This is a genomic window from Streptomyces coffeae, from assembly GCF_016741875.1.
In the GTDB taxonomy this organism is placed as follows: Bacteria; Actinomycetota; Actinomycetes; order Streptomycetales; family Streptomycetaceae; genus Streptomyces; species Streptomyces coffeae.
In genome coordinates this window covers 139,326-160,920 of record NZ_JAERRF010000013.1, presented here as the reverse complement: position 1 = coordinate 160,920, position 21,595 = coordinate 139,326, and the positions used below count along the sequence as shown (strand labels likewise).

Genomic DNA, 21,595 nt, shown 5'->3' with positions numbered 1-21,595 from the left:
GTATGCGGGTGCGGTGCCCGCACCACCACCGTGCTACTCCCCGACCCGCAGCCGCGTCACCGTCGTCGCCGCATGGCGCACCGTGCTCTCCTGGCGCACCTCCACCGTGAGCTCCGGCGGGATGGGGCGGTAGGTGATCCGGGTGCCGACGGTGTCGAGCGCGGTGGGCAGTTCACCGGGCGGGGCCGGAGGCTCGGCTTCCGGCAGTTCCCGCAGGGCCGCGGCGAGCTGGGCGCGGACCGCCGGGGACAGGGGGCTGGAGACCACCGGGTCATCGTCACCGGGCAGCACCAGCGCGAGCGAGCGCGGGCGCAGCCGCGGGCCGACAACGCCGACGACCACCGCGTCCCGGGTCTCCGCATGCCGCACCTTCCGCCAGTGGCGCCCCGCGCGGTAGGGCTCGTCGAGGTTCTTGACGACCAGCCCCTCGACCCCGATGGCCGTGAGCGCCTCGTACCAGGTGGCGGCCAGTTCCGGGTCGGTGGTCATGGGGACGGCCTGGAGGGGCGGGCCGAGCGGTTCCAGGAGCGCCATCAGCCGGGCGCGGCGCTGTGCGTAGGGCAGCGGCCGCAGGTCCTCCCCGCCCTGGGCGAGAAGGTCGAACGCCGCGTAGGAGGCGGGCAGTTCCCGGGCGAGCCGGGCCGCGCGGGAGCCCGTGGCGGCGAAGGCGCGCTTCTGGACGGAGGCGAAGTCGGTGCGGCCGCCCGCCCACACCACCACCTCGCCGTCCAGGACGGTACCGGGCGGCAGCGGCCGGGCGGCGGCCTCCAGGTCGGGGAAGGCGCGGGTGACGATACGGCCGGAGCGGGCCTGCATCCGTACGGCATCCTCCAGCCGGAAGATCACCAGCCGGTGGCCGTCGAACTTCGGCTCGTACGCCAGCCGCTGCCCTTCCCGGGCGACGGGCAGGGACGGGACGGCGCGGGCCAGCGCCACCTCCACCGGTGGCAGCAGGGGGCCGGGCGAGGTCATCGGTGGTCACCGGCGGGCAGCGGATGGGCCCGGCCGGGGTCGAGGAGCGGGGCGAGCAGATCGCCGTGGCGCTCGAGGCGGGCAGGGACGTCGTCGATCCGGAACACCAGCGGTCCGGAACCGTCCGAGCCCTCCGCCTCCGCCGTCTCTTCGATCTCGTCCCAGGTGACGGGGGTGGAGACGGTGGGCTCGGGGCGGGCGCGGGCCGTGTACGGAGCCGCGGTGGTTTTCGCCGCCGCGTTCTGGCTGAAGTCGACGTACACCTTCCCGGTCCGCAGTGAGCGGGTCATCTTGCGGATGACCAGGTCGGGCAGGGCCGCGGCGGCCTCGGCGGCGAGCGACCGGGCGTAGGCGGTGGTCCGCCGGGAGGGGGTCGGCTCCAGCGGGACCAGAAGGTGCAGCCCCTTGGAGCCGCTGGTCTTGGCGCAGGCGGTGAGCCCGTCGGCGCGCAGCCGCTCCCGCAGCCACAGGGCGACGCCGCAGCAGTCGACGATCGTCGCGGGCGGGCCGGGGTCGAGGTCGAGGACGAGCCGGTCGGCGATGCCCTCGCCCAGGTCGATCCGCCACATCGGGGCGTGGAACTCGACCACGAGGTTGGCCGCCCACATCAGCGACGCCAGGTCCTGGACCAGGACCTGGCGGGCGGTCTCGCCCTCGTGGCGGGTGACGTCGGCGGTGGTCACCCAGGAGGGGGTGCCGGGGGGCGGGTTCTTGGTGAAGAACATCTGGCCGTCGGGGCCGTCCGGGTAGCGCAGGAAGGCCAGCGGACGCCCGTGGAGATGGCCGAGAAGGGCGTCGGAGGCCGAGGCCAGATAGTGCAGCAGCTCGCCCTTGGTGGTGCCGGTGGCCGGATGGATGACCTTGTCGAGGTTCTTGAGCGCGATCCGCCGCCCCTCCACCTCCGTGATCGGTGACATACGATAAGAATCTCACGAAAGGGATCAAGCATGCGATCTATCTGGAATGGGAACATTTCCTTCGGCCTGGTGAGCATCCCGATCAAGATGTATCCGGCAACCGAAGACCACTCGGTCTCCTTCCGACAGATCCACACTGCCGATGGCGGCCGCATCCGGTACCGCAAGGTCTGCGAGCTCGAGGACAAGCCGGTCGAGGCGGGCGAGATCGGCCGGGCGTACGAGGACGCCGACGGTGCGCTGATCCCGATCACCGACGAGGACCTGGCCGCCCTGCCGCTGCCCACCACCCGCGCCCTGGAGATCGAGGCGTTCATCCCCGCCTCGGAGATCGATCCGCTGCAAATGGGTGACGCCTACTACCTGGGAGTCAACGGCATTGCCGCGGCCAAGCCGTACACACTGCTCCGCGAGGCGCTCAGGCGCAGCGAGAAGGTGGCCATCACCAAGTACGTCCACCGGGGCCGGGAGCGGCTGGGGATGCTGCGGGTGGTGGGCGACGCGCTCGCGATGCACCGGCTGCTGTGGCCGGACGAGGTACGGGAGTCCACGGGGGTGGCACCCAAGGAGAAGGTCTCGGTGAAACCCGCCGAACTGGACCTGGCCGACACCCTGATGGCCACGCTCGGCGAGGTGGATCTGAACGAGTTGCGCGACGACTACCACGAGGCGCTGGAAGCCCTGGTGACGGCGAAGGTCTCCGGCGCCACGCCCATCGCCGAGCCCGGCGAGGAGCCCAAGGGCGCCCAGGTCGTGGATCTGATGGCCGCCCTGAAGGACAGCGTCCGCAGCGCCCGGCAGGCCCGCGGCGAAACGGTCGCGGAGGGGGGAGAGGCGGAGGAAGCGACCGTCACCGAGCTGCGAGGCCGCAAGAAGGCGACGAAGAAGGCACCGGCCGCCAAGCGGGCCGCCTCCGCGAAGGGCGGCAAGGCGGTGAAGAAGACCGCCAAGCCGGCCGCGAAGACCACGGAGAAGAAGGCGACCGCGAAGACCGCCGCGAAAACCGCGGCGAAGAAGCAGACCGGCAAGCGGGGTTCCAGGACCGCCTCCTGACCCCCGCCGGAGAACGCCCCCGGCGCCCCCGGCGCCCCCCCGTCAGCTGAAGTCGGCCTTGTGGTCCGCCGCCCACTGGGCGAACGTACGCCCCGGGTGCCCGGTGATGCGCTCGGTCTCCGCCGAGATCTCGGCCGGACGCCCGACCCCCGCCGCGAACACGTCCAGCAGCGCGTCCGCGATCTCCGGGGTGGCGAATCCCTTGATCATCCCCTCCCGCACCACCTCGCGCGGAAGCTCCTCGTACCGCAGCGGACGCCCAATGGCCTCACCGACGATCCGCGCCTGCTCGGCGAAGGCCAGCGACTCCGGCCCGGTGAGCACCGGCGCCTGGCCGACGAGGTCGTCACCGAGCAGCGCGCGGGCGGCGACCTCGCCCATGTCGGCCTCGTGGATCGGGGCGGTCTGGCACTCCGCGTACGGGCCGTGGACCACATCGCCGGACTTGATCTCGTCCGCCCACTGGAGCGCGTTCACCGCGAAGGCACCCGGCCGGACGAAGGTCCACTCCACACCCAGGGCCTCGATCGCGAGCTCCAGGTCGCGGTGGTGGGTGCCGATGGGGTTGCCGGGGCCGGGGTCGAGGGCGGCGGAGGAGGACAGCAGCACGATCCGCCGCACCCCCTGCTCCGTGGCTCGCCGGAGCAGCGCGTCCGCGCCGTTCCACACCACCGCGGGGTTGAGGAAGAGCGCGGTGGCGCCCTCGAAGGGCAGATCCTCGGTACGGGCGGCACGGACACCCGACGGCAGCCGCGCCGTCTCGGGGTTCCGGGTGAGCGCGCAGACCTCGGCGCCCGCCTCGGCCAGCTCCCGCACCACGTGACGGCCGACGTTTCCGGTGGCTCCGGTGACCACGAACATGACGAATCTCCTTGCGTAGAGGCTGTGTTGCGGTGACGTTCCTTAGATTCATCCAACTGGATGAACTTGTCAAACACATAGATGGATGGTGGTGTGACCCACACGGTTAGCCTGGTCCGGCCGGGCAGCGGAGCTACCCGGTCGAGCAGAGGAGTTGAGCAAGATGCAGGGGACGCCGAAGAAGCCCCGCCGTGCCCCCGCGCCCGAGGAGCGCAAGCTGGACCCGGAGCGCTCCCGGCGGCTGCTGCTGGACGCGGCCATGGACGAGTTCGCCGAGAAGGGGTACGCGGGTGCCCGCGTCCAGGACATCGCGGACCGCGCGGGCGTCAACAAGCAGCTGATCACCTACCACTTCGGCGGCAAGGAGGGGCTCTACAAGGAGCTCGGCCGCCAGTGGCTGCTGCGCGAGGCGGACTTCAACGACCCCGCCATCCCCCTCGACGAGCTGGTCATCCGCTATCTCCGGGAAGCCTTCGCCGACTGCCGCGGCATCCGCCTCAAAGCCTGGAGCGGGCTGACCGGGGCGGTGCCGGAGGAAGGCCCCGAAGACCTCGCCGACATGCGGCGGCGTCAGGCGGACGGCGAGATCGCCGAGGACATCGACCCGGCCATGGCGATGCTGCTGTGCGTCAGCCTGGTCTCCGCGCCCTTCGCGCTGCCGCACGCCGTACGCCGGTTGTTCGACGCCGACCCCGAATCGCCGGAGTTCCGGGAGCACTACGCGGAGCAGCTGCGGCGGGTCGTGCGGCACTTGGCGGCGTAACCCGCGGGGCCCGGGAAGCGGTGCGCGGCCGTTAATTCGGTTGCGCCCGCGCACCGCCGCGCCCAGGATGTCCGCGACCGACATCCGTCACCGACAGGAGCATGCGATGCGCCGATTCCTCGGAACGAACCAGCGCCCCCACCGGACGACCGTTCTCGAGGACTTCAGCATCCATGCCCAGCTCTCCACGGGTCTCGCGGACCCTGAACATCGGCGTGCTCGCGCACGTCGACGCCGGTAAGACCAGCCTCACCGAGCGACTGCTGTTCGACGCCGGAGCGATCGACCGGCTCGGCAGCGTCGACACCGGCGACACCCAGACCGACAGCGGTGCCATCGAGCGGCAGCGCGGTATCACCGTGCGCACCGCCGTCGCGTCCTTCACCACCGGCACCACCCAGATCAATCTCATCGACACCCCCGGGCACTCCGACTTCATCGCCGAGGTCGAGCGGGCACTCGGGGTGCTGGACGGCGCCGTACTGGTGTTGTCCGCCGTCGAGGGAGTGCAGGCGCAGACGCGGGTGCTGATGAAGACCCTGCGGCGGCTGCGGCTGCCGGTGCTGATCTTCATCAACAAGATCGACCGCGCGGGCGCCCGTGACACCGCGCTGCTCACGGACATCCGGCGGGCGCTCGCCCCGCTGCTCGTCCCCCTGACGGCGGTACGGCACCTGGGCACACGGGACGCGCAGGTGGTCACCCGCCCCCTCGAGGACGAGGCGGTACGCGCCGAGGCGGCGGAGATGCTGGCCGAGACCGATGACACCATGCTCGCGCGGGTTGTCGACGGTCCGCCGCCCTCGCCCGGCGAGCTGTGGACGGCGCTGGCCGCCGCCACCGCGGAGGGGGCCGTGCATCCGGTGTTCTTCGGCTCCGCGCTGAGCGGCGAGGGGGTCGGGGCGCTCATCGAGGGGATCGCACGACTCGTACCGGCCGCGCCCGGCGGCGCGGAACCGCGCGGGACCGTCTTCGCCGTCGAACGCGGCACCCACGGCGGCGGAGCCGGCCCCAGGACGGCGTATCTGCGGCTGTTCTCCGGCCAGGTGACCGCACGTCAGCGGGTGACCCTGTACCGGCGCGAGGGGAGCGGACCGGCCCATGAACTCACCGGGCAGATCACCTCGTTGGAGGTCGTCGGGCGGGCCGGGGACACCCCGGGCCCACTGACCGCCGGGAACATCGCCAAGGTCCGCGGACTGTCCGGCGTCCGGGTCGGCGACCGGCTGGGGCCGCCCGGTGGCGCGGAGGACAGCGGTGCGGCCGACCGGCCGCACTTCGCGGCGCCCAGCCTCCAGACCGTCGTCCGCGCCCGTGAGGAGGGGGCCGCCGCGGCCGCCCGGCTGCACGGCGCGCTGCTCGACCTCGCCGACCAGGATCCGCTGATCCAGACCCGGGCGCTGCCCGGCGGCGCCACTTCGGTGCTGCTCTACGGCGAGGTGCAGAAGGAGATCATCGCGGCCACCCTGGCCCAGGACTACGGCGTCGAGGCCGACTTCGAACCGAGCCGCCCGGTGCTGGTGGAGCGGCCCACGGGGGTCGGCGAGGCATGCCATGAGATCGCGCGGTTCGACCACAGCGGGCTGTGGGCGACGGTCGGGCTGCGGGTGGAACCGGCCCCGGTCGGCTCCGGTACCGCCTTCGGCTACGAGACCGAACTGGGCGCGCTGCCCCGCGCGTTCCACCACGCGATCGAGGAGACCGTGTACGCCACGCTGCTCCAGGGCTTCCGCGGCCGTACGGTGACCGACTGCCGGGTGGTCCTGGTCCGCTCCGGTTTCATCGGCCCGGTGAGCACCGCCGCCGACTTCCGCGGGGTCACCCCACAGGTGTTGCGGGAGGCCCTGGACCGGGCCGGGTGGCGGGTCCACGAGCCGTACCACGCCTTCGAGTCGGAGGTTCCGGCGGACGCGCTCGCAGCGGTCACCGCCCACCTCTCCGCGGCCGAGGCGGACATCGCGGAGAGTGTGGACGGTGACACGGGATGGCTGATCCGGGGTGAGATCCCGGCCCGCCGAGTGCACGGCGTCGAGCGGGCGCTGCCCGGTCTGACGCACGGGACGGGAGTGTGGTGGTCCCGGCCGTGCGCCGACCGTCCGCTGTCCGCCGCGCGCAGGGGGCGGCTGCCCTAGATACCGGGCGCCGCGACCCTGGTGTAGATGACGGGGTTGCTGGTCCCGCCGGGCGAGGTCACCGTGATGAACTCCGGTCCGGGAGACCCGGCCGGGGCGGTGGCGGTGACCAGGCCGTCGGAGACGACCGTGAAGGCGGCGAGCGTGGAACCGAAGCGGACCCCGTTCGTCGCCGTCAGGCCGGATCCGGCCAGCGTGACCGTTGCCCCCGCGCTGGTCGGCCCCAGGGTGGGAACCACCGAGGTCAGCACGGGTACCGGCACATAGGTGTACGCCACTCCGTTGCTCGTCCCACCCGGTGTCACCACGGTGATCTGGACGGTTCCGGTCCCCGTCGGAGCGACAGCCGTGATCTGGGTCGCGGACACCACCGAGAACGACGTGGCGGGGGTGGAACCGAACAGCACCGACGTGGCTCCGAGGAGACCGCTGCCGGTGAGGGTGACCGTCGTACCGCCCGATGTCGGCCCCCGGCTGGGGACGGCACTGGTCAGTGCGGGGATGGCCAGATAGATGTAGGTGACGCTGCCACTGGTACCGCCCGGCGTGGTCACCGTCACCGGCACCGCCCCGGCGCTCCCGGGCGGTACGACGGCGGTGATCTGGGTGGACGAGCCGACGGTGAACGAGACGGCCGGCTGGAAGCCGAACGTCACCGCGGTGGCGCCGGTGAATCCCGAGCCGGTCAGGATCACCGTGTTACCGCCGTTGACCGAACCCTGGCTGGGCGAGATGGACGTCAGTACGGGGCCTGCGGTGTAGGTGTAGCTCACCCCGTTGCTGGTCCCGCCCGGGGTGACCACCGTGACCTGGACCGTGCCGCTCCCGGCCGGAGCGATGGCCGTGATCTGGGTCGGGGACACGAAGGTGAAGACGGCGGCGGTCGAACCGAAGAGCACCGCCGTGACGCCGGTGAATCCGGACCCCGTCAGGGTCACCGTGTTGCCACCGGCGGCGGGGCCCTGGTTCGGCGACACGGACGACAGCACCGGGGCGGACGTGTACGTGTACCCCACCCCATTGCTCGTACCGCCCGGTGCCACCACCGTGACCTGAACGCTCCCGCTGCCCGCCGGAGCCACCGCGGTGATCTGACTCGCCGAGTTCACCGTGAACGACGTAGCAGGCGTCGAACCGAACAACACCGACGTCGCACCGGACAGCCCCGACCCCGCCAGCGTCACCGTGTTCCCACCCGCGGGCGGACCCTGATTCGGCGACACCGATGTCAACGACGGTGCCCCCACGTAGGTGTAGGAGACGCCATTACTGGTCCCGCCCGGTGTGGTCACCGTGACCTGAACCGAGCCACTCCCCGCCGGAGCCACCGCCGTGATCTGCGTGGACGACACCACCGTGAACGACGAGGCGTTCGTCGAACCGAACCGCACCGTGGTGGCGCCCGACAGTGCGGAACCCGTGATGATCACCGTGTTCCCGCCGCCGCCCGGGCCCTGGTTCGGCGAGACCGAGGACACCGTCGGCGCGGGGGTGAAGCTGTACGTCAGGCCGTTGCTGGTGCCGCCCGGTGTGGTCACCGTGACCTGGACCGAGCCGGAGCCCGGGGGCGCGATGGCCACGATCTGGGTCGCCGAGGCGACCAGGAACGAGGCGGCGTTGGTGGCGCCGAACCGCACCGCGGTGGCGCCGGACAGCGCCGTACCCGTGATGGTGACCGCGTTGCCGCCACCGGCGGGCCCCTGGTTCGGCACCAAAGAGGACAGCACCGGGGCCGGTGTCCCCACATAGCTGAACGGCACACCGTTGCTGGTGCCGTTCGGGGTGGTGACAGTGATCTGGACCGAACCGGTCCCCGGCGGGGAGACGGCCGTGATCTGGGTTGCCGAGTTGACCGTGAACGATGGGGCAAGCGCGGTGCCGAACCGTACGACAGCGGCCTGCTGGAAGTTGTTCCCGTTCAGGGTGACGAGGGTCCCGCCGCCGGGCGGACCGGCGGCGGGACTCACGGAGCTGATCACGGGAGGGGACGCCGGGGTCGCCGCGGGGCCGGTGTCCGCACCTGCGTAGGGCATGCTCAACGTGCTTCTCCTTCGGCGGGTCGTCCCACTCGTGATCAGATGCCGGGGCCGGCGAGGTAGGTGAACTGAGTCGGGGCGTTGGCACTGCCCGCCGGGTTGGTGACGGTGACGATGGCCGGACCCGGCTGACCGTCCGCGGTCGGCGGGGTGACCGCTGCCACGGTGGTGGAGTTGACGACGGTGAACGGCGCCGCGATGCCGCCGAAGGCGACCGACTGGGTGGTGCCCAGGTTGGTGCCGGTGATGGTCACCGCGGTGCCGCCGCTGGCCGGGCCCGAGGTCGGGGTGAAGCCGCTGACGGTGGGCACGTCCACATACGTGTACGACAGACCGTTGTTGGAGCCGCCCGCGGTGGTGACGGTGACCCCGACCGAACCGACCGCGGCACCTGCGGGGACCACGACGGTGAGGGTGCTGTCGGAGACGATGGTGGGCACCGCGGTGTTGGCACCGAAGCTCACACCGGTCGCGGTGGACAGCCCGGTGCCGGTGATGGTGATGGTGTTGCCTCCCACCAGCGGGCCCGAACTGGCGCTCAGCGCGGACTTGAAGGGCGCGCCCACATAGAAGAACTGGAGCGGGTTGCTGGTGCCGCCGGGGGTGGTGACGGTCACGTCGACCACACCCGTGCCGGAGGGGGAGGTCACGGTGACCGAGGTGGCGGTGTTCGCGGTGATCGTGGCCAGCTTGCTGCCGAAGTGCACGGCGGTGGCCCCGGCGAGATTGGTCCCGGTGATGACTACCGTGGTACCACCGCCGGTGGACCCCTGGTTCGGTGAGATGGGCATGACGGTGTCTCCTCGAAGACGGCGTCCTGGCGGACGCGTTGCCGAAGGTGATGGGTGACGGTGATGCGTACGCGCGGTGCACCTGGCGCCCGGGACCGGCGAGGGATACGGCAGCCGTCCCGGCGCCGGAGACACCGGCGGGGACCTGCCGCGCACTTTCAGTAATCCATCTGACGTAGACCTCGACAATAAGGGTGACGCTACGTCACTCGAATGGCCGGGCGCGCGGTAGGAGACCGTCGGAGCACCGGATGCGCCGGGTTCGTCACCCCGCCTCGGGTGACCCCGTCGCGCCCCTCACCCTTTCTCGTGACCCCCTTGCCGGACGGGGTCCTTCCGCACATCCCGGGCGTATCCTCGTGCCACATGGGGGTGGAAAGGGGCATTCCCGCTGATGATCCCTTCTACGGGGGGACTTGGCGGGTACGGATCCGTAGTGCGGCCGGTGAGGTCTTGGGCGCCGGAATTCTTCTGGGCAGTGACACGGTGCTCACCTGCGCCCATGTGATCCCCGACGACGGAGGCGTCCCGCCCGCCACACCCGTTCTGGTCGATCTGGTCGGGGTGCACGACGCCCGCCCGGTGTCCGCGCGAGTGGCAGAGGGCTGCTGGGTGCCCCAACTCCCCGACAGCTGCGGCGATGTGGCCCTGCTGCGGCTGAGCGAACCGCAGCCCGCCGAGCACGCGGCGCCGCTCTACCGGCTGCCGCCGCTCCCCGGGCGCCCGGTGTCGATGTTCGGCTTCCCGGAGGACAACCCCAGTGGTCTGTGGTTCACCGCGCGGATCATCGGGACGGCGGGGCCGCGTTCGGAATGGGTGCAGCTCAACGGGGACGTGGTCCGGCTCGGCTTCAGCGGCGCCGGGGTGCGGGACGAGGTCGGCCGCCACATCATCGGGATGATCGTCAGCCGCTACGACGACTCCTCCCGGGTGCCCAGCGCGGAGCGCCAACGGTTTTCGTACATGGTCCCGGTCGAGACGATCGTCCGCCATCTCCCGGGCGTACGGCGCTGGGTGAGCGGGGACCGCGGAGTCGATCCCCCGCTGGTCTCCCAACTCGTCGGCAAAGTACAGGACATCGGCTTCGCCCAGCGGCTCGCGCTGTGGCTGCGGCGCGGCGGTCTGGCGGGACGCGAGGGCATCGCGGATGTGGAGACGGTGGTGATCGCGGACGGTGACAGCGACCGCTACGAGGCGCTCAGCCGCGCCGTGACCCTCGCCGACCGGGAACTGTCCGGAGGCCACGAGGAGGCGGTGTCGGCCGCGCCGCACGGCACCGTACCGCCGATCGGCAGTCTGGACCTGGCGATCGACGTCACCGGCTGGTCCGACACCGATGTGGCCCGACGGGTCGCGGACCGGATGGATCTGCGCGCGGACGGCGACACCTCCCCGCTCAGCCGGATCCAAGCCGGCGCGGTGCCGCTGACCATCGTGGCGGTGGGTCTCGACCGGGCCGCGGACCAGGAAGCGCTGGTGCGCTTCATGCGGGTGCTTGCCGACCGGGGCAGCAGGCTGATGCTGGTCTTCCGGGATCCCGGGGCGCCCGGACTCCGGCTGGCCGAGGAGTTGTTCCGGCCCGATCCGGCCCGGGTCGACGCCTGGCTGGAGGAGCTGGCCGCGAGCGTGGCCCGCGCCGGGGAGCGCGAGCGGGAGGCTGCCGAGCGCGGCGCCCGCTTCGCGGAGCTGTCCGGCCCGCGCCAGGACGCCTCCGGCTTACGCATCAACCTCTTACGGCTGCGCGGGGACCCCGAGCTGCGTTCCCACCGCATCGTCGCCAAGCTGGCCGCCTTCGAGCACGCGGTACGCACCGTGGGCGGGCGGGCCGAGGCCACACTGCGCGCGGCGGCCGCCCAGCAGGCGGCGGTGGAGGAGCTGCGGGGGCTGCTGGCCGCGTACGCGGCGATGCTCGGGGCGATGGCCGCCTCGGAGCGCGCGGAGCTGTTCCCGCTCCAGCGCGCCGCGCACGCCCTGCTGGACGCGGTGCCGTGCGACGTACCGGAGGCGCGGCGGGCCGTGGACCGTTTCGTCCACGCCGTGCACACACCGGCCGGGGAGCCGGAGCGCACACCGGAGGGAGGGCCGTCATGACGGACCGGGTGTGTACGCGGCCGGACTGCGAGGGCGCGGGCCGCGGCCTGATCAACCCCCGGGGCTTCTGCGCGGAGTGCGGCCGCAGACCACCGCCGCTCCCCCCGGCCCCGCCGCCACCGCCCGTGGCCGGGTCGCGCTCCCCCGGCGCGGCCGGGAGCCTGTCGTCGGAGGCGACCGCGGACACCGACCGCGCCCGCCGGAGGGACGCGGCGCGGAAGTTCCGGGTGCGCCCGGCGGGCGAGGGGCTGCTCGATCTGCCGCGGGTGGAACTCCCCACGCTGCGCGACCTGGTGCTGCGCGATCCGCATCCCCCCTCCCGGGGCCGGATCTGCGGACGGACCGGCTGCGGGGAGACGGTGGGCGCGCCGTACGCCGGTCAGCCCGCGCTCCCGGCGGGCTACTGCCCGCGCTGCCGCCATCCGTTCGACTTCACCCCGCGGCTGCGCCCCGGGGATCTGCTGGGCGATCAGTACCGGGTGGTCGGCTGTGTCGCGTACGGCGGTCTGGGCTGGGTCTATCTCGCCGAGGACACCCAGCTGGACAACCAGCCCGTCGCCATCAAGGGCCTGATCGACGACGAGGACGAGGCGGCGCTGCGGGCGGCGGTCGAGGAGCGGCGCTATCTCACCATGCTCGACCACCCCGGCATCGTCCGGATCATCAACTACGTCACCCAGCCCGACCCCCGGAACAGCGATCGGCTCACCGGCCATATCGTGATGGAGTTCGTCGGCGGGATGACACTGGCCCAGATCAGGGACTGCGTGGCGGACGCCGTACCGCATTTCGACGGGCCGCGGCTGTACGAACACCTCCTGGCCTACGGCTGTCTGGCGCTGCGCGCGGTCGGCTATCTGCACGGCGAGAAGCTGCTCTACTGCGATCTGAAGCCGAGCAATGTGATGCACCACGAGGACCGGGTCAAGGTGATCGACCTCGGCGCGGTCCGCCGGCTCGGCCGGGACGACGGCGAACAGCCGGTCATCACCGAGCGGTTCGCCTCGCCCGAGGTGCTGACGCGGGGCGCCGCCGCGCTCACCGAGCGCCATGACCTCTACGGCGTCGGCATGACCCTCAAGGAGCTCTCCGACAAGGCCACCCGCCCGGCCCAGCGTCCGCCGGGCCTGGGCGCCGAGTCCTACCGCCGGGTCCTGGTCCGCGCGACCGCGGCCGACCCGGACCGCCGGTTCGGCTCGGCGGCCGAGATGTCCGAGCAGCTGTGGGGGGTGCTGCGGGAGATCCACGCGCTGCGGCTGCGGCGTGAACAGCCCGCGCCGTCCACGCTGTTCGCCCCGACCGCGGCGCTGCTGGACGCCTCGCTCGGCCGGGTCCCGGGTCTTGAGCGCTGGCTCGGGGCGGAACCGCGCCCGGTCCTCGCCCCGGGGCTGCCCCGGCCCGACCAGGTGCCGCCGGGGCTTCCGGTGCCGTTCCCGGACGACGCGGACCCGGGGGCCGCACTCTTGAGGACACCGACGGACAGCGGTCCACGGCGGCTGATCGAGCAGCTCAAGGCGTTTCCGCGGCCGTCGGCGGAGATACGGTTCCGGATCAGCCGGGCCCATCTGGAACTGGGCGAGGTGGACAGCGCGGACCGCGAGCTGACGGCCGCCGCGCGGATCATCGGAAGCGGTGCCCGCCACGACTGGCGGCTGTGGTGGCACCGCGCCCTGGTGCGGCTCGCCGAGGGGCAGGTCGCCGCCGCGCGGGCGGCGTTCGACACGGTCTACAGCGCACTGCCGGGGGAGTACGCGCCCAAGCTGGCGCTCGGCTACTGCGCCGAGCACCTGGGCGACCACGACGCCGCCCACCGCTTCTACGAGGCGGTGTGGGAGCGCAACCGCTCCCAGGGCAGCGCCGCCTTCGGTCTGGCCCGGCTGCGGCTGGCCGCGGGCGACCGCGGCGGCGCGGCGGACATCCTCGGCGGGGTGCCGAAGGTCTCGCGCCACTACGACGCCGCCCGGATCGCCACGGTCCGGGTGCTCGCGGGACGGCTCGGCGGCCCGGACGGACTGCCCGCCGCCGAGGAGCTGGTGGAGGTGCTGACCCGGCTGCCGCGGCTGTATCTGGACGACGGGCGCCCCTCCGGGCCCGCCCGGGACCGGCTGACCGCCGAGGTGCTGGAGACCGCGCTCGACTGGGCGCTCGGCGCGGCCGGGGGCTCCGGGCCCGGTCTGCTCTTCGGCGAGGCGGACGACGAGCGGACGGTGCGCGTCCGGCTGGAGCGGACCCTGCGCGGGCTGGCCCAGCAGGCGGACAGCCGGGGCGCGCTGGAGGTTCTGGTCGACCGCGCCAACGCCATCAGGCCCATGACCCGCGTCTGACAGGGGGATCGGATGAACGAGCAGGCGGAACGGACGGCGGCGCCCGCGCGGGACGCGGCCATCAGCCTGCGGGTGCACCAGAACAAGTACCTGCCCGCCGCCGCGGGCCCCACCGAGATGCACGCCGTCATCGTGGTCGAGGCCCAGGGCCTCGGCCCGGCCGCGGCCCGCACCACCGCCTCCCAGGTCATCGTGATCGACTGCTCGGGGTCCATGAGCTGGCCCCACACGAAGATCGCGGCGGCGCGCCGGGCCACCGCCACCGCCGTCCAACTGCTGCGCGACGGCACCCGCTTCGCGATCGTCCAGGGCACCGAGCGGGCGGACGTGGTCTATCCGCCCGGCGGCGGGATGGCGGTCGCCAGTGCCGACACCCGGGCCGCCGCCGCCCGTGCCGCCGCGGTCCTGCCCGCCGTCGGCGGTACGGCCATCGGCAGCTGGCTCGACCTCGCCCGCCGACTGCACCTGGAGCGGCCTGCCGCGATCCGCCACACCCTGCTGCTCACCGACGGCCGCAACGAACACGATCCGCCCGGCTATCTGCACCAGGTCCTGGGCGACTGCGCCCCGCACTTCATCTGCGACGCCCGCGGGATCGGCGACGGCTGGGACGCCACCGAGCTGCGGGAGATCGTGCGGCGGCTGCACGGCCGGGCGGACGCGGTCCTGGAGGACTCCGCGCTGACCGCCGCGTTCGAGGAGATGGTGAGCGCCTCGATGGCCAAGGCGCTGGCCGGGGTGCGGATCCGGGTGCGGAGCCGGGCGGGCGGCCGGATCGGCTTCGTCAAGCAGTTGCACCCCACCCGGGTGGACCTCACCGCCGAGGGCACCCGGCCGGACGCGCGCACCTGGGAGTGCCGCACGGACGCCTGGGGCGACGAGGTCCGTGAGTTCCATGTGTGCGTCCTGGCCGATCCGGGGGGCGACCCGGCGGGCGAGGACGTCGAACTGGCCGTGGTGGAGCTGGCCCTGGACGGCGACACCGGGCCGGCGCCGCCCGAGCCCCGGTCCGTGCTGGTGCAGTGGACCGACGACGTCCTGCTGTCGTCCCGGGTCGACCCGCGGCTGCTGCACTACGGCGCCGACGCCGACCTGGGCCGGGCCATCACCGCGGGCTGCGACGCCTACGAAGCGGGCGAGAGGGAGGAGGCGCGGCGCCAGTGGGCGCTGGCGGTACGGCTGGCGCACCAACTGGGCAGCGGGAAGACGCTGTCGCGGCTGCGCGGTCTGGTCGACATCGTCGACGCGGCCACCGGCACCGTGCGGATCCGGGAGACCGTCCGCCCGCTCGATCTGAACTCCGTGCTGATCGTGTCCGACGAGAGCGTCCGCTTCACCGGTGCGGAGCGCGCCGGCGCCGCACCGGCCGGGCCGGACGTGGACTGCCCCGGCTGCGGGCGCACCGCACCCGCCTCGGCCGCCTTCTGCCAGCAGTGCGACGCCCCGCTGCGGCCCGGGGAGCCGGGCGGGGCGCCATGAGCGGCACCCGCGCGTTCCTGGTCCGCAGACTCACCGCGCTGCTGGTGGTCTCCGCGGTGGCCGTGGCGGCGCTGCTCGGCGCGTACTACGGCGTCAGCCGCAACTCCCGCGCGGTGACCGAGCGATCGACCCCGGCCATCCTCCAGGTGGCCGCGGCGGCCACCGCCCTCCAGCGCTCCTACGACGAGGCGAAGGGCAGCCTCACCGGCTCCACCGCCGATGTGGAGGGGCTCGGCGAGGACTACCGCAAGGAGCTGTCGGCGGCGGGGCAGAGCCTGGCGCAGGCGGTGAAGAGCACCACCGGGGGCGAGACGGCGCGGCAGTCGCTGCTCACCGTCGCCGGGCTGGTCTCCTCCTACGGCGACATCGTCGAGCAGGCGTATGTGCACCGCGCCAACGAGGATCTGCGCGACGCCTATCTGAGCTACGCCAAGACCATGCTGGGGCGCGGCGACGGCGCGATCACGGAGCGGCTGGCCGCGGTGCAGCGGACGCAGCGCGCTGTCCTGGACGGGCAGACCTCGTTCGGCTGGCTGCTGTCGTTCGCCTGGTGGGTGCTGGTGCCGGTGCTGTTCCTGACCCTGGCGGGACTGCTGGTGGCCACCCAGCGCTTCATCCGGCGCCGCTTCCGCCGCCTGGTCAACCCCTGGCTGGCCACGGCCACCACACTGCTGCTGGCGGTGGTGCCGCTGGCCCTGTTCACCTATCAGACGCAGGAGCGGCTGGCCTCGGCGCGCACCACGCTGAGCCGGGAGGACATCGGCCGCCACAGCGCCCGGACCGCCGAGGAGGTGGCGGACACCATGCGGGACACCCACTGGCGGGCCGGTGCGGTCGGCTGGATACCCCTGGGCGGCACGGTCCTGACCGCGCTGATCCTGGTCGGGCTCCAGCCGCGGATCGACGAGTACAGGTTCCAGCCCCGATGAGCGCCGCGGCCCGCTCCCGGAACGTGACCGCGGCCGGCTTAAGCCTGTGGCTGATCGTGCTGGCCGTCGTGGGCGCGGGCGACCTGGGCGGCCGTCAGTCCCGCGGCACGGTCAGCGTGCTGGCCACCTGGACCGGGGACGAGGGCGACGCCTTCCGCTACGTGCTGGACGACTTCAGCCGCAGCCACCGGATCCATGTGGACTACCAGGGCACCACGGCGCTGCGCGAGGTGCTGTCCTCCGAGGTGGACGCGGGCACCCCGCCCGACATCGCCGTACTGCCCAGCTCCGGCGAGCTGGCCGCTTACGCCGCCGCGGGGCGGCTGACCCCGCTGGACGGAGTGGTTCCGGCGCGGCAGCGGGCGGCGTACGGGCGGCTGTGGACACCCCGGGTGCGGGTGGGCGGAGCGGCGCGCACCTACGGTGTGGCGATCAAGGCGGACCTGAAGAGCATCGTCTGGTACGACGCCCGGCGGCGGCCCGGGGAACTGCCCGCGCTCGCCGCCGACGGCCGGCACTGGTGCGTCGGAATGGGCGGTGACGCGACCTCCGGCTGGCCGGGCACCGACTGGATCGAGGATCTGCTGCTCCAGCAGCAGGGCGAGGACGTCTACCAGCGATGGGCGACGGGACGGCTGGCCTGGGACGATCCGCGGATGGTACGCGCCTGGAAGAGCTGGGGCTCGCTGCTCGGCGCGGCGGGCGCCAAGCGGGCGCTGGTCACCGACTTCCGCGAGGCGGGCCGCGGGCTGTTCGGGGCCGGTCCGCCGTGCGCTCTGGAGCACCAGGGCTCGTTCATCCGCGGCGGCTACCACCCGCCCTCCCGGGCGGACTTCGCGTTCTCCGCCAAGCTGCTGCCGGACGCCGACCGGCGGTCGACGGCCCGGGAGGTGTCCGGGGACTTCGCGGCGATGTTCGGAGACTCCCCGCAGGCCAGGGAGCTGATGGGCTATCTCGCCTCGGACACCGCCCAGCGGGCGTGGGCGAAGCACTCCGACAACGGCCGCACCCGGCCGTTCTTCGCCAACCGCCTGGTGCCGGCCGATGTCCAGTCCCACGACCCGGTGGACCGGCGGATCGCCGATGCCCTGCGGGACTCCGGCTCGCTGTGCCTGGACGCCTCGGACGCGATGCCGACCCGGATGCGGCTCGCCTTCCAGCGGGCCGTCCTGGAGTACCTCAGCGACACCCGCGCGAACCCCACCCGGCTGCTGCGCAGCCTGGAGCGGGTCCGCGACGGGATCCGCGGGGAGTCCGGCCGGCCATGGCTGTCGACGGTGTGCGGCTGACCGGTCACTTCTTCGACGGCGACGGCGTCGCGGACGGCTTCCCGGAGGGCTTCTCGGACGAGGGCGACGGTGAGGCGGACGGAGACGGCTTCGCGCCACCGTCCGGCCCGTAGGCGTGCAGGAAGCGGTCGCGGAAGGAGCTCATCTTCCACACCGGGGTCTTCGGTCCGGGCTTCAGACCGTCGTGCCAGTGCCAGTCGGAGATCCGGTCCAGCACCTTCTTGTCGCGGGCGACGATCGCCACCGGTACGTCCCGGCTGGCGTTCTCACCGCTGACCCGGGCGAGCGGCTGGTGGTCGCCGAGGAAGACCAGCACGGTGTTCTTCTTGCCGTACTTCAGCACGTAGTCGATCAGGCTGTTGACCGAGTACTGGATGGAACGGCCGTACTCGGTGCGCACCTTGGTGGAGTCGGTGAAGACGTCCTTGGGGTCCTCGCCCGCCTTCTGGATGGGCTGGTAGACCGAGCCGTCGCCGACCTCGCTCCAGGGGATCGTCTTGGGGATGGGCGCCCAGGGCTGGTGGCTGGAGGTCAGGATGATCTCCGACATCAGCGGCTTGTCACGCTTCTTGCCGTGCTCCAGCCGCTCGAAGGCGGACAGCGCGTACTGGTCGGGCATGGTGGACCAGCTGAACTTGGGCCCCTGGTAGCCCATCTCCCGTGAGTCGTAGACATGGTCGAGGCCGTAGAACTTGGCCTCCGGCCAGCCCTTGGTGACCCCCGGCATGATGCCGACCGTCCGCCAGGCGCCGGTGCGCTTGAAGGCGCGGGTGATGCTCAGATGGTCGCCCGCGGTGACGGTGCGGTAGCGGTTCTGGTTGTCGATCCACAGACCGGACAGGAAGGTGGAGTGGCCGAGCCAGCTGCTGCCGCCGTAGGTCGCGGAGGTGAGCCAGCCGCTCTTGGACGCGTAACCGGCCTCGCGCAGCCGCTTGGTCTGCCGGTCGAGCACCTTGTCGACCCCGGGGGCGATCAGCGGGTCCTCGATGGCGGCGCGGCCGTAGCTCTCGATGAAGGTGAAGATCATGTCCTTGCCGCGAAGCCCGGTCAGCAACTGGTCGCCCGGGGTACTGCCGTAGGCGTCGACCTTGGCCTCCTTGGCGAACTTCCGCTCGTCCTCCAGGGTCTTGCCCACCCGCTCCGCCCGGTCCTGGACGCGCGCGACAGTGGTGCGGGACGCGAACGCCTGGCCTCCGGCGGACTGCACCCCGAACGCCGCGCAGACCACCCAGACGGTGCCGAGCACCAGGGTGCCCCGGGTCGCCACCGCGCTGTTGCGGGCCATCACATTGCTGAGCCGGACGACCGCCAGCGCCATGAGGACGACCACCAGCAGGGCGAGCACAACCGCCCCGATCGAGGCGGCCGTGGCGACCGTCGGGCCGAGCGAGTCCTTCATGTACGACTGGGCGTCGTCCAGCAGTATCCAGTCGAGGACCACGTTGAACCCCCGGCCGAGGAACTCGTTGAAGCCGATGTCCAGGAGGTTCAGGATGGTCAGCGCACCGAGGACCGCGCCGCCCAGCGCCGCCACCACCCGCCGGGACACCGGCGGCAGAAGCAGCAGCAGCGCCGCGCCGAAGATCGCCTCCACGGGTATCCGGAGGAAGGTCTCGACGGTGAGCCCGGGCAGAGTGGTCGGCATCAGCAGGGCAATGAACACCAGCGCCCCCGACAGTCCGGTGACCGTCCAGGCCACCGCCCGCGCCACGGCCGGATACCGCTGCCGCCACTGCCGCAGACCACCGCCGGTCCCGGTCCGCTCCGTCCGGACACCGACGGTGTCCTCCGGGGCCCCGTCCTGGCCGTCGAGGGTCGTCTCGTCGGGCGTGGGCCGCTGACGAGAACGCGAGAAGAGCGGCAGCATGCCGAAGGTCCTTCCGTGCGGAGCCCGGTGGTGTTACGGCGGACCAGGCACGGGAGGTCGGGGCCGCCGTTATCCGTTACGGCCCGGTGGTGGTCCGCGTTCAACGTCCCGGCACTACGGAACCATTTCCTTCGGGCAGGGGGTGCCACGCGGCAGCTGGTACTTGCCCGCTATCCGGTAGGTACCGGGGCGCGGAGCGTGCAGCACGGTCCACTCGTCCTTCGGCTGCCCTTCCGCACCGCTCTCGACCTGGGCGGTCAGACAGCCCTTGCGGTTCACCGGCAGCGTGTCGTCGCTGTCCGCCTCCGGGGCGCGCACACCGTGCCCCTCCTCGTCCACCAGACCCAGCCACGGCGAGTACGGGATGCGGATCAGCACCGGGCCCTCGGCGCGCACCTTCAGCACCAGCTGGTCGGCGCCCGCGCGCTGCACCGTGGCCGGCGGGGCGGCCATCGGGGTGGGGTTCTCGACCTCGTACAGCTTCCAGTTGTCGTCCGACCAGATCTTTTTCAGATACGGCAGATCGGTGGCGAGCAGCGCGGCCTCCTGCTCGGCCGCGGTGTCCGGGTCGTCCGCGGGCAGCACCACATAGTGCACCGCCCAGCGCTGGAGCCACGCGTGATAGTTGCCGGCGGTCAGGGTGTAGTCGTCGTAGAACAGCGGGTTGCGGTCCCGGTCCCGCTGGCGGTTCCAGCCACGGGCCAGATTGACGTACGGGGCGAGCGCGGAGGACTCGCGGTGGCTGCGCACCGGGACCACCTCGACCCGGCCCCGGTCGGCCTTCTCCCGCTTCAGGGCGTCGACCAGCGGTGCCAGCTCACGGGCCCAGGACGCGGAGGGGGTGGTGTGGACGATGTCGTCGGTGGTCTTGACCGCCTGCCACACCGTGACGGTGGTCAGAGCCAGCGCCAGCGCGGTCCACCGGCGGCCCGCCCCGGTCGAGCGCAGCTCGTCCTTGGGCGGCCTGCGGAGCGCGGGCAGCACGGCGATCAGGAGAACACCGCCGAAGATCATCCCGAGCCGGGAGATATTGGTGCCGATCTGCGAGGGGATCAGCCAGGTGAGCACCACACCGGCCGAGTAGAGCCCGGCACCGACCCGGACCGTCGTCCACGCCTTGGGCGCGCACAGACAGACGACGGCGCCGATGATGAACGGCAGGATCACCGAGCCGAACCCCATCGGCTGCTCACCGGAGAACGGGAACAGCCAGGCGGACAGGCCCACGACGATCACCGGGGTGATCCCGAGCGCGTACGCGGCCGGGCGCCGCCTGGTCAGCCACAGCGCGGCGGCCACGACCCCCACGAACAGCCCGGCCACCGGGCTGGACATGGTCGAAAGACCGGACAGCACGGCCGCCAGCAGGAACCGCCCGGTCCGGTGGTGCCAGCGACGGGAGCGCCACTTCGCGGGCCACGCGAAGATCACGGCGACCGCCGCGAGTCCGAACATGGCGCCGAGCCCGAAGGTCACCCGGCCCGAGATCGCGTTGCAGGTGAGCGCGAACGCGCCGTACAGGGCGGGCCACAGCGGCCGGCGCACGGCACGGCTGCGCACCAGCAGCAGGGCCAGCAGTCCCGCCGAGAGCGTCCCGGCGATCACCATCGTCGAGCGGACACCGAGGACCGCCATCAGATAGGGCGAGATGACGCTGTACGACACCGGGTGCATCCCGCCGTACCAGGCCAGGTTGTACGCCGAGTCCGGGTGCTGAAGCGCGAACTCCGCCCAGGCATCCTGAGCGGCGAGGTCACCGCCGCTGTTGGCGAGCAGCGCCACCCACAGCAGATGCAGCAATGCGGCGAGGACCAGGGCGGCGGGCACCGGATGGTGGAGGGCCCGCCAAGCACGTCTGAACGGTCCGATCCGAACAGGACCCCCGCCGCCCGCCTCCGCCGGGCCGTCCGGCTCGGCAGGCCAGCGTTGCGCGGGTACGCGTATTCGCGTGGCGGTGCTCTCTTCCGAGCTTCCGCCTTTGTCGGCCCGTGTCGGATCCACGGTGGTCACTGTGGCTCTCCCCGTCTTCCCCCGAGGTCTGCCCCCATCTTCTTGCAACCCTGTACCGGACTACCCCGGTTCACCACGGCG

The 21,595-nt window shown here is 72.5% G+C and carries 15 protein-coding genes; 8 read left to right on the top strand and 7 right to left on the bottom strand.

Annotated features, from left to right (window positions below):
• Positions 1–33 precede the first annotated feature (33 nt).
• Positions 34–972: an ATP-dependent DNA ligase gene (locus JK363_RS22880; RefSeq protein ID WP_201876873.1), complete on the bottom strand. Its 939-nt coding sequence runs from the start codon at positions 970–972 to the stop codon at positions 34–36.
• A complete protein-coding gene (gene ligD, locus JK363_RS22875; RefSeq protein WP_201876872.1) occupies positions 969–1,889 on the bottom strand; it encodes a non-homologous end-joining DNA ligase in 921 nt (306 codons plus the stop codon). Before ligD ends, JK363_RS22880 begins: the two co-directional genes overlap by 4 nt.
• Positions 1,890–1,919: 30 nt before the next feature.
• On the opposite strand from ligD, the gene ku reads away from it, so the two are divergent.
• Positions 1,920–2,942, top strand: a complete 1,023-nt coding sequence (gene ku / locus JK363_RS22870) for a non-homologous end joining protein Ku (protein ID WP_201876871.1) — start codon at positions 1,920–1,922, stop codon at positions 2,940–2,942.
• Between the two features lie 42 nt (positions 2,943–2,984).
• Here the strand turns inward: ku and JK363_RS22865 are convergent, their stop codons facing one another.
• Complete coding sequence (locus JK363_RS22865) at positions 2,985–3,803, bottom strand: NAD(P)H-binding protein (protein ID WP_201876870.1); 819 nt, start codon at positions 3,801–3,803, stop codon at positions 2,985–2,987.
• A gap of 163 nt (positions 3,804–3,966) precedes the next feature.
• Between JK363_RS22865 and JK363_RS22860 the strand changes: the two genes are divergently transcribed.
• Together JK363_RS22860 and otr(A) are read left to right on the top strand one after the other, a co-directional pair.
• Entirely contained in the window at positions 3,967–4,566 is a 600-nt protein-coding gene (locus JK363_RS22860) for a TetR/AcrR family transcriptional regulator (RefSeq protein WP_201876869.1), read from the top strand.
• A 173-nt stretch (positions 4,567–4,739) separates the two neighbouring features.
• Positions 4,740–6,698: a tetracycline resistance ribosomal protection protein Otr(A) gene (gene otr(A), locus JK363_RS22855; protein WP_201876868.1), complete on the top strand. Its 1,959-nt coding sequence runs from the start codon at positions 4,740–4,742 to the stop codon at positions 6,696–6,698.
• Here the strand turns inward: otr(A) and JK363_RS22850 are convergent.
• Both JK363_RS22850 and JK363_RS22845 read right to left on the bottom strand, forming a co-directional pair.
• The gene (locus JK363_RS22850) at positions 6,695–8,731 is read right to left on the bottom strand and encodes a beta strand repeat-containing protein (protein ID WP_201876930.1); all 2,037 of its coding nucleotides are present in this window, start codon (positions 8,729–8,731) and stop codon (positions 6,695–6,697) included. The genes otr(A) and JK363_RS22850 overlap by 4 nt on opposite strands.
• Positions 8,732–8,772: 41 nt before the next feature.
• Positions 8,773–9,525 carry an IPT/TIG domain-containing protein gene (locus tag JK363_RS22845; protein ID WP_201876867.1) on the bottom strand — a complete coding sequence of 251 codons (753 nt, stop codon included), beginning with the start codon at positions 9,523–9,525 and terminating at the stop codon, positions 8,773–8,775.
• Positions 9,526–9,738: 213 nt separating this feature from the next.
• Here JK363_RS22845 and JK363_RS22840 point away from each other — a divergent pair, with 213 nt between their 5' ends.
• From JK363_RS22840 to JK363_RS22820, 5 genes are read left to right on the top strand one after another with little or no spacing between them, the layout of a single operon-like run.
• Positions 9,739–11,616, top strand: a complete 1,878-nt coding sequence (locus JK363_RS22840) for a serine protease (RefSeq protein WP_372444828.1) — start codon at positions 9,739–9,741, stop codon at positions 11,614–11,616.
• Entirely contained in the window at positions 11,613–13,940 is a 2,328-nt protein-coding gene (locus JK363_RS22835; RefSeq protein WP_201876865.1) for a tetratricopeptide repeat protein, read from the top strand. The genes JK363_RS22840 and JK363_RS22835 overlap by 4 nt, the downstream gene beginning before the upstream one ends.
• Positions 13,941–13,952: 12 nt before the next feature.
• Complete coding sequence (locus JK363_RS22830) at positions 13,953–15,419, top strand: vWA domain-containing protein (RefSeq protein ID WP_201876864.1); 1,467 nt, start codon at positions 13,953–13,955, stop codon at positions 15,417–15,419.
• Entirely contained in the window at positions 15,416–16,348 is a 933-nt protein-coding gene (locus tag JK363_RS22825; RefSeq protein WP_201876863.1) for a GlnX family signal transduction membrane protein, read from the top strand. Before JK363_RS22830 ends, JK363_RS22825 begins: the two co-directional genes overlap by 4 nt.
• Positions 16,345–17,637: an ABC transporter substrate-binding protein gene (locus tag JK363_RS22820; RefSeq protein WP_201876862.1), complete on the top strand. Its 1,293-nt coding sequence runs from the start codon at positions 16,345–16,347 to the stop codon at positions 17,635–17,637. The genes JK363_RS22825 and JK363_RS22820 overlap by 4 nt, the downstream gene beginning before the upstream one ends.
• A 4-nt stretch (positions 17,638–17,641) precedes the next feature.
• On the opposite strand, the gene JK363_RS22815 is transcribed toward JK363_RS22820, so the two are convergent.
• Entirely contained in the window at positions 17,642–19,504 is a 1,863-nt protein-coding gene (locus JK363_RS22815) for an alkaline phosphatase family protein (protein WP_236076023.1), read from the bottom strand.
• A gap of 114 nt (positions 19,505–19,618) precedes the next feature.
• Positions 19,619–21,514, bottom strand: a complete 1,896-nt coding sequence (locus JK363_RS22810) for a DUF8823 domain-containing protein (protein WP_201876861.1) — start codon at positions 21,512–21,514, stop codon at positions 19,619–19,621.
• Between the last annotated feature and the right edge of the window lie 81 nt (positions 21,515–21,595).

Bases quoted from the DNA above. Each gene is read 5' to 3' on its own strand.
- JK363_RS22880 (WP_201876873.1), bottom strand. From the start codon at position 972: ATGACCTCGCCCGGCCCCCTGCTGCCACCGGTGGAGGTGGCGCTGGCC.
- ligD (WP_201876872.1), bottom strand. From the start codon at position 1,889: ATGTCACCGATCACGGAGGTGGAGGGGCGGCGGATCGCGCTCAAGAAC.
- ku (WP_201876871.1), top strand. From the start codon at position 1,920: ATGCGATCTATCTGGAATGGGAACATTTCCTTCGGCCTGGTGAGCATC.
- JK363_RS22865 (WP_201876870.1), bottom strand. From the start codon at position 3,803: ATGTTCGTGGTCACCGGAGCCACCGGAAACGTCGGCCGTCACGTGGTG.
- JK363_RS22860 (WP_201876869.1), top strand. From the start codon at position 3,967: ATGCAGGGGACGCCGAAGAAGCCCCGCCGTGCCCCCGCGCCCGAGGAG.
- JK363_RS22850 (WP_201876930.1), bottom strand. From the start codon at position 8,731: ATGCCCTACGCAGGTGCGGACACCGGCCCCGCGGCGACCCCGGCGTCC.
- JK363_RS22845 (WP_201876867.1), bottom strand. From the start codon at position 9,525: ATGCCCATCTCACCGAACCAGGGGTCCACCGGCGGTGGTACCACGGTA.
- JK363_RS22840 (WP_372444828.1), top strand. From the start codon at position 9,739: ATGGCCGGGCGCGCGGTAGGAGACCGTCGGAGCACCGGATGCGCCGGG.
- JK363_RS22835 (WP_201876865.1), top strand. From the start codon at position 11,613: ATGACGGACCGGGTGTGTACGCGGCCGGACTGCGAGGGCGCGGGCCGC.
- JK363_RS22830 (WP_201876864.1), top strand. From the start codon at position 13,953: ATGAACGAGCAGGCGGAACGGACGGCGGCGCCCGCGCGGGACGCGGCC.
- JK363_RS22825 (WP_201876863.1), top strand. From the start codon at position 15,416: ATGAGCGGCACCCGCGCGTTCCTGGTCCGCAGACTCACCGCGCTGCTG.
- JK363_RS22820 (WP_201876862.1), top strand. From the start codon at position 16,345: ATGAGCGCCGCGGCCCGCTCCCGGAACGTGACCGCGGCCGGCTTAAGC.
- JK363_RS22815 (WP_236076023.1), bottom strand. From the start codon at position 19,504: ATGCTGCCGCTCTTCTCGCGTTCTCGTCAGCGGCCCACGCCCGACGAG.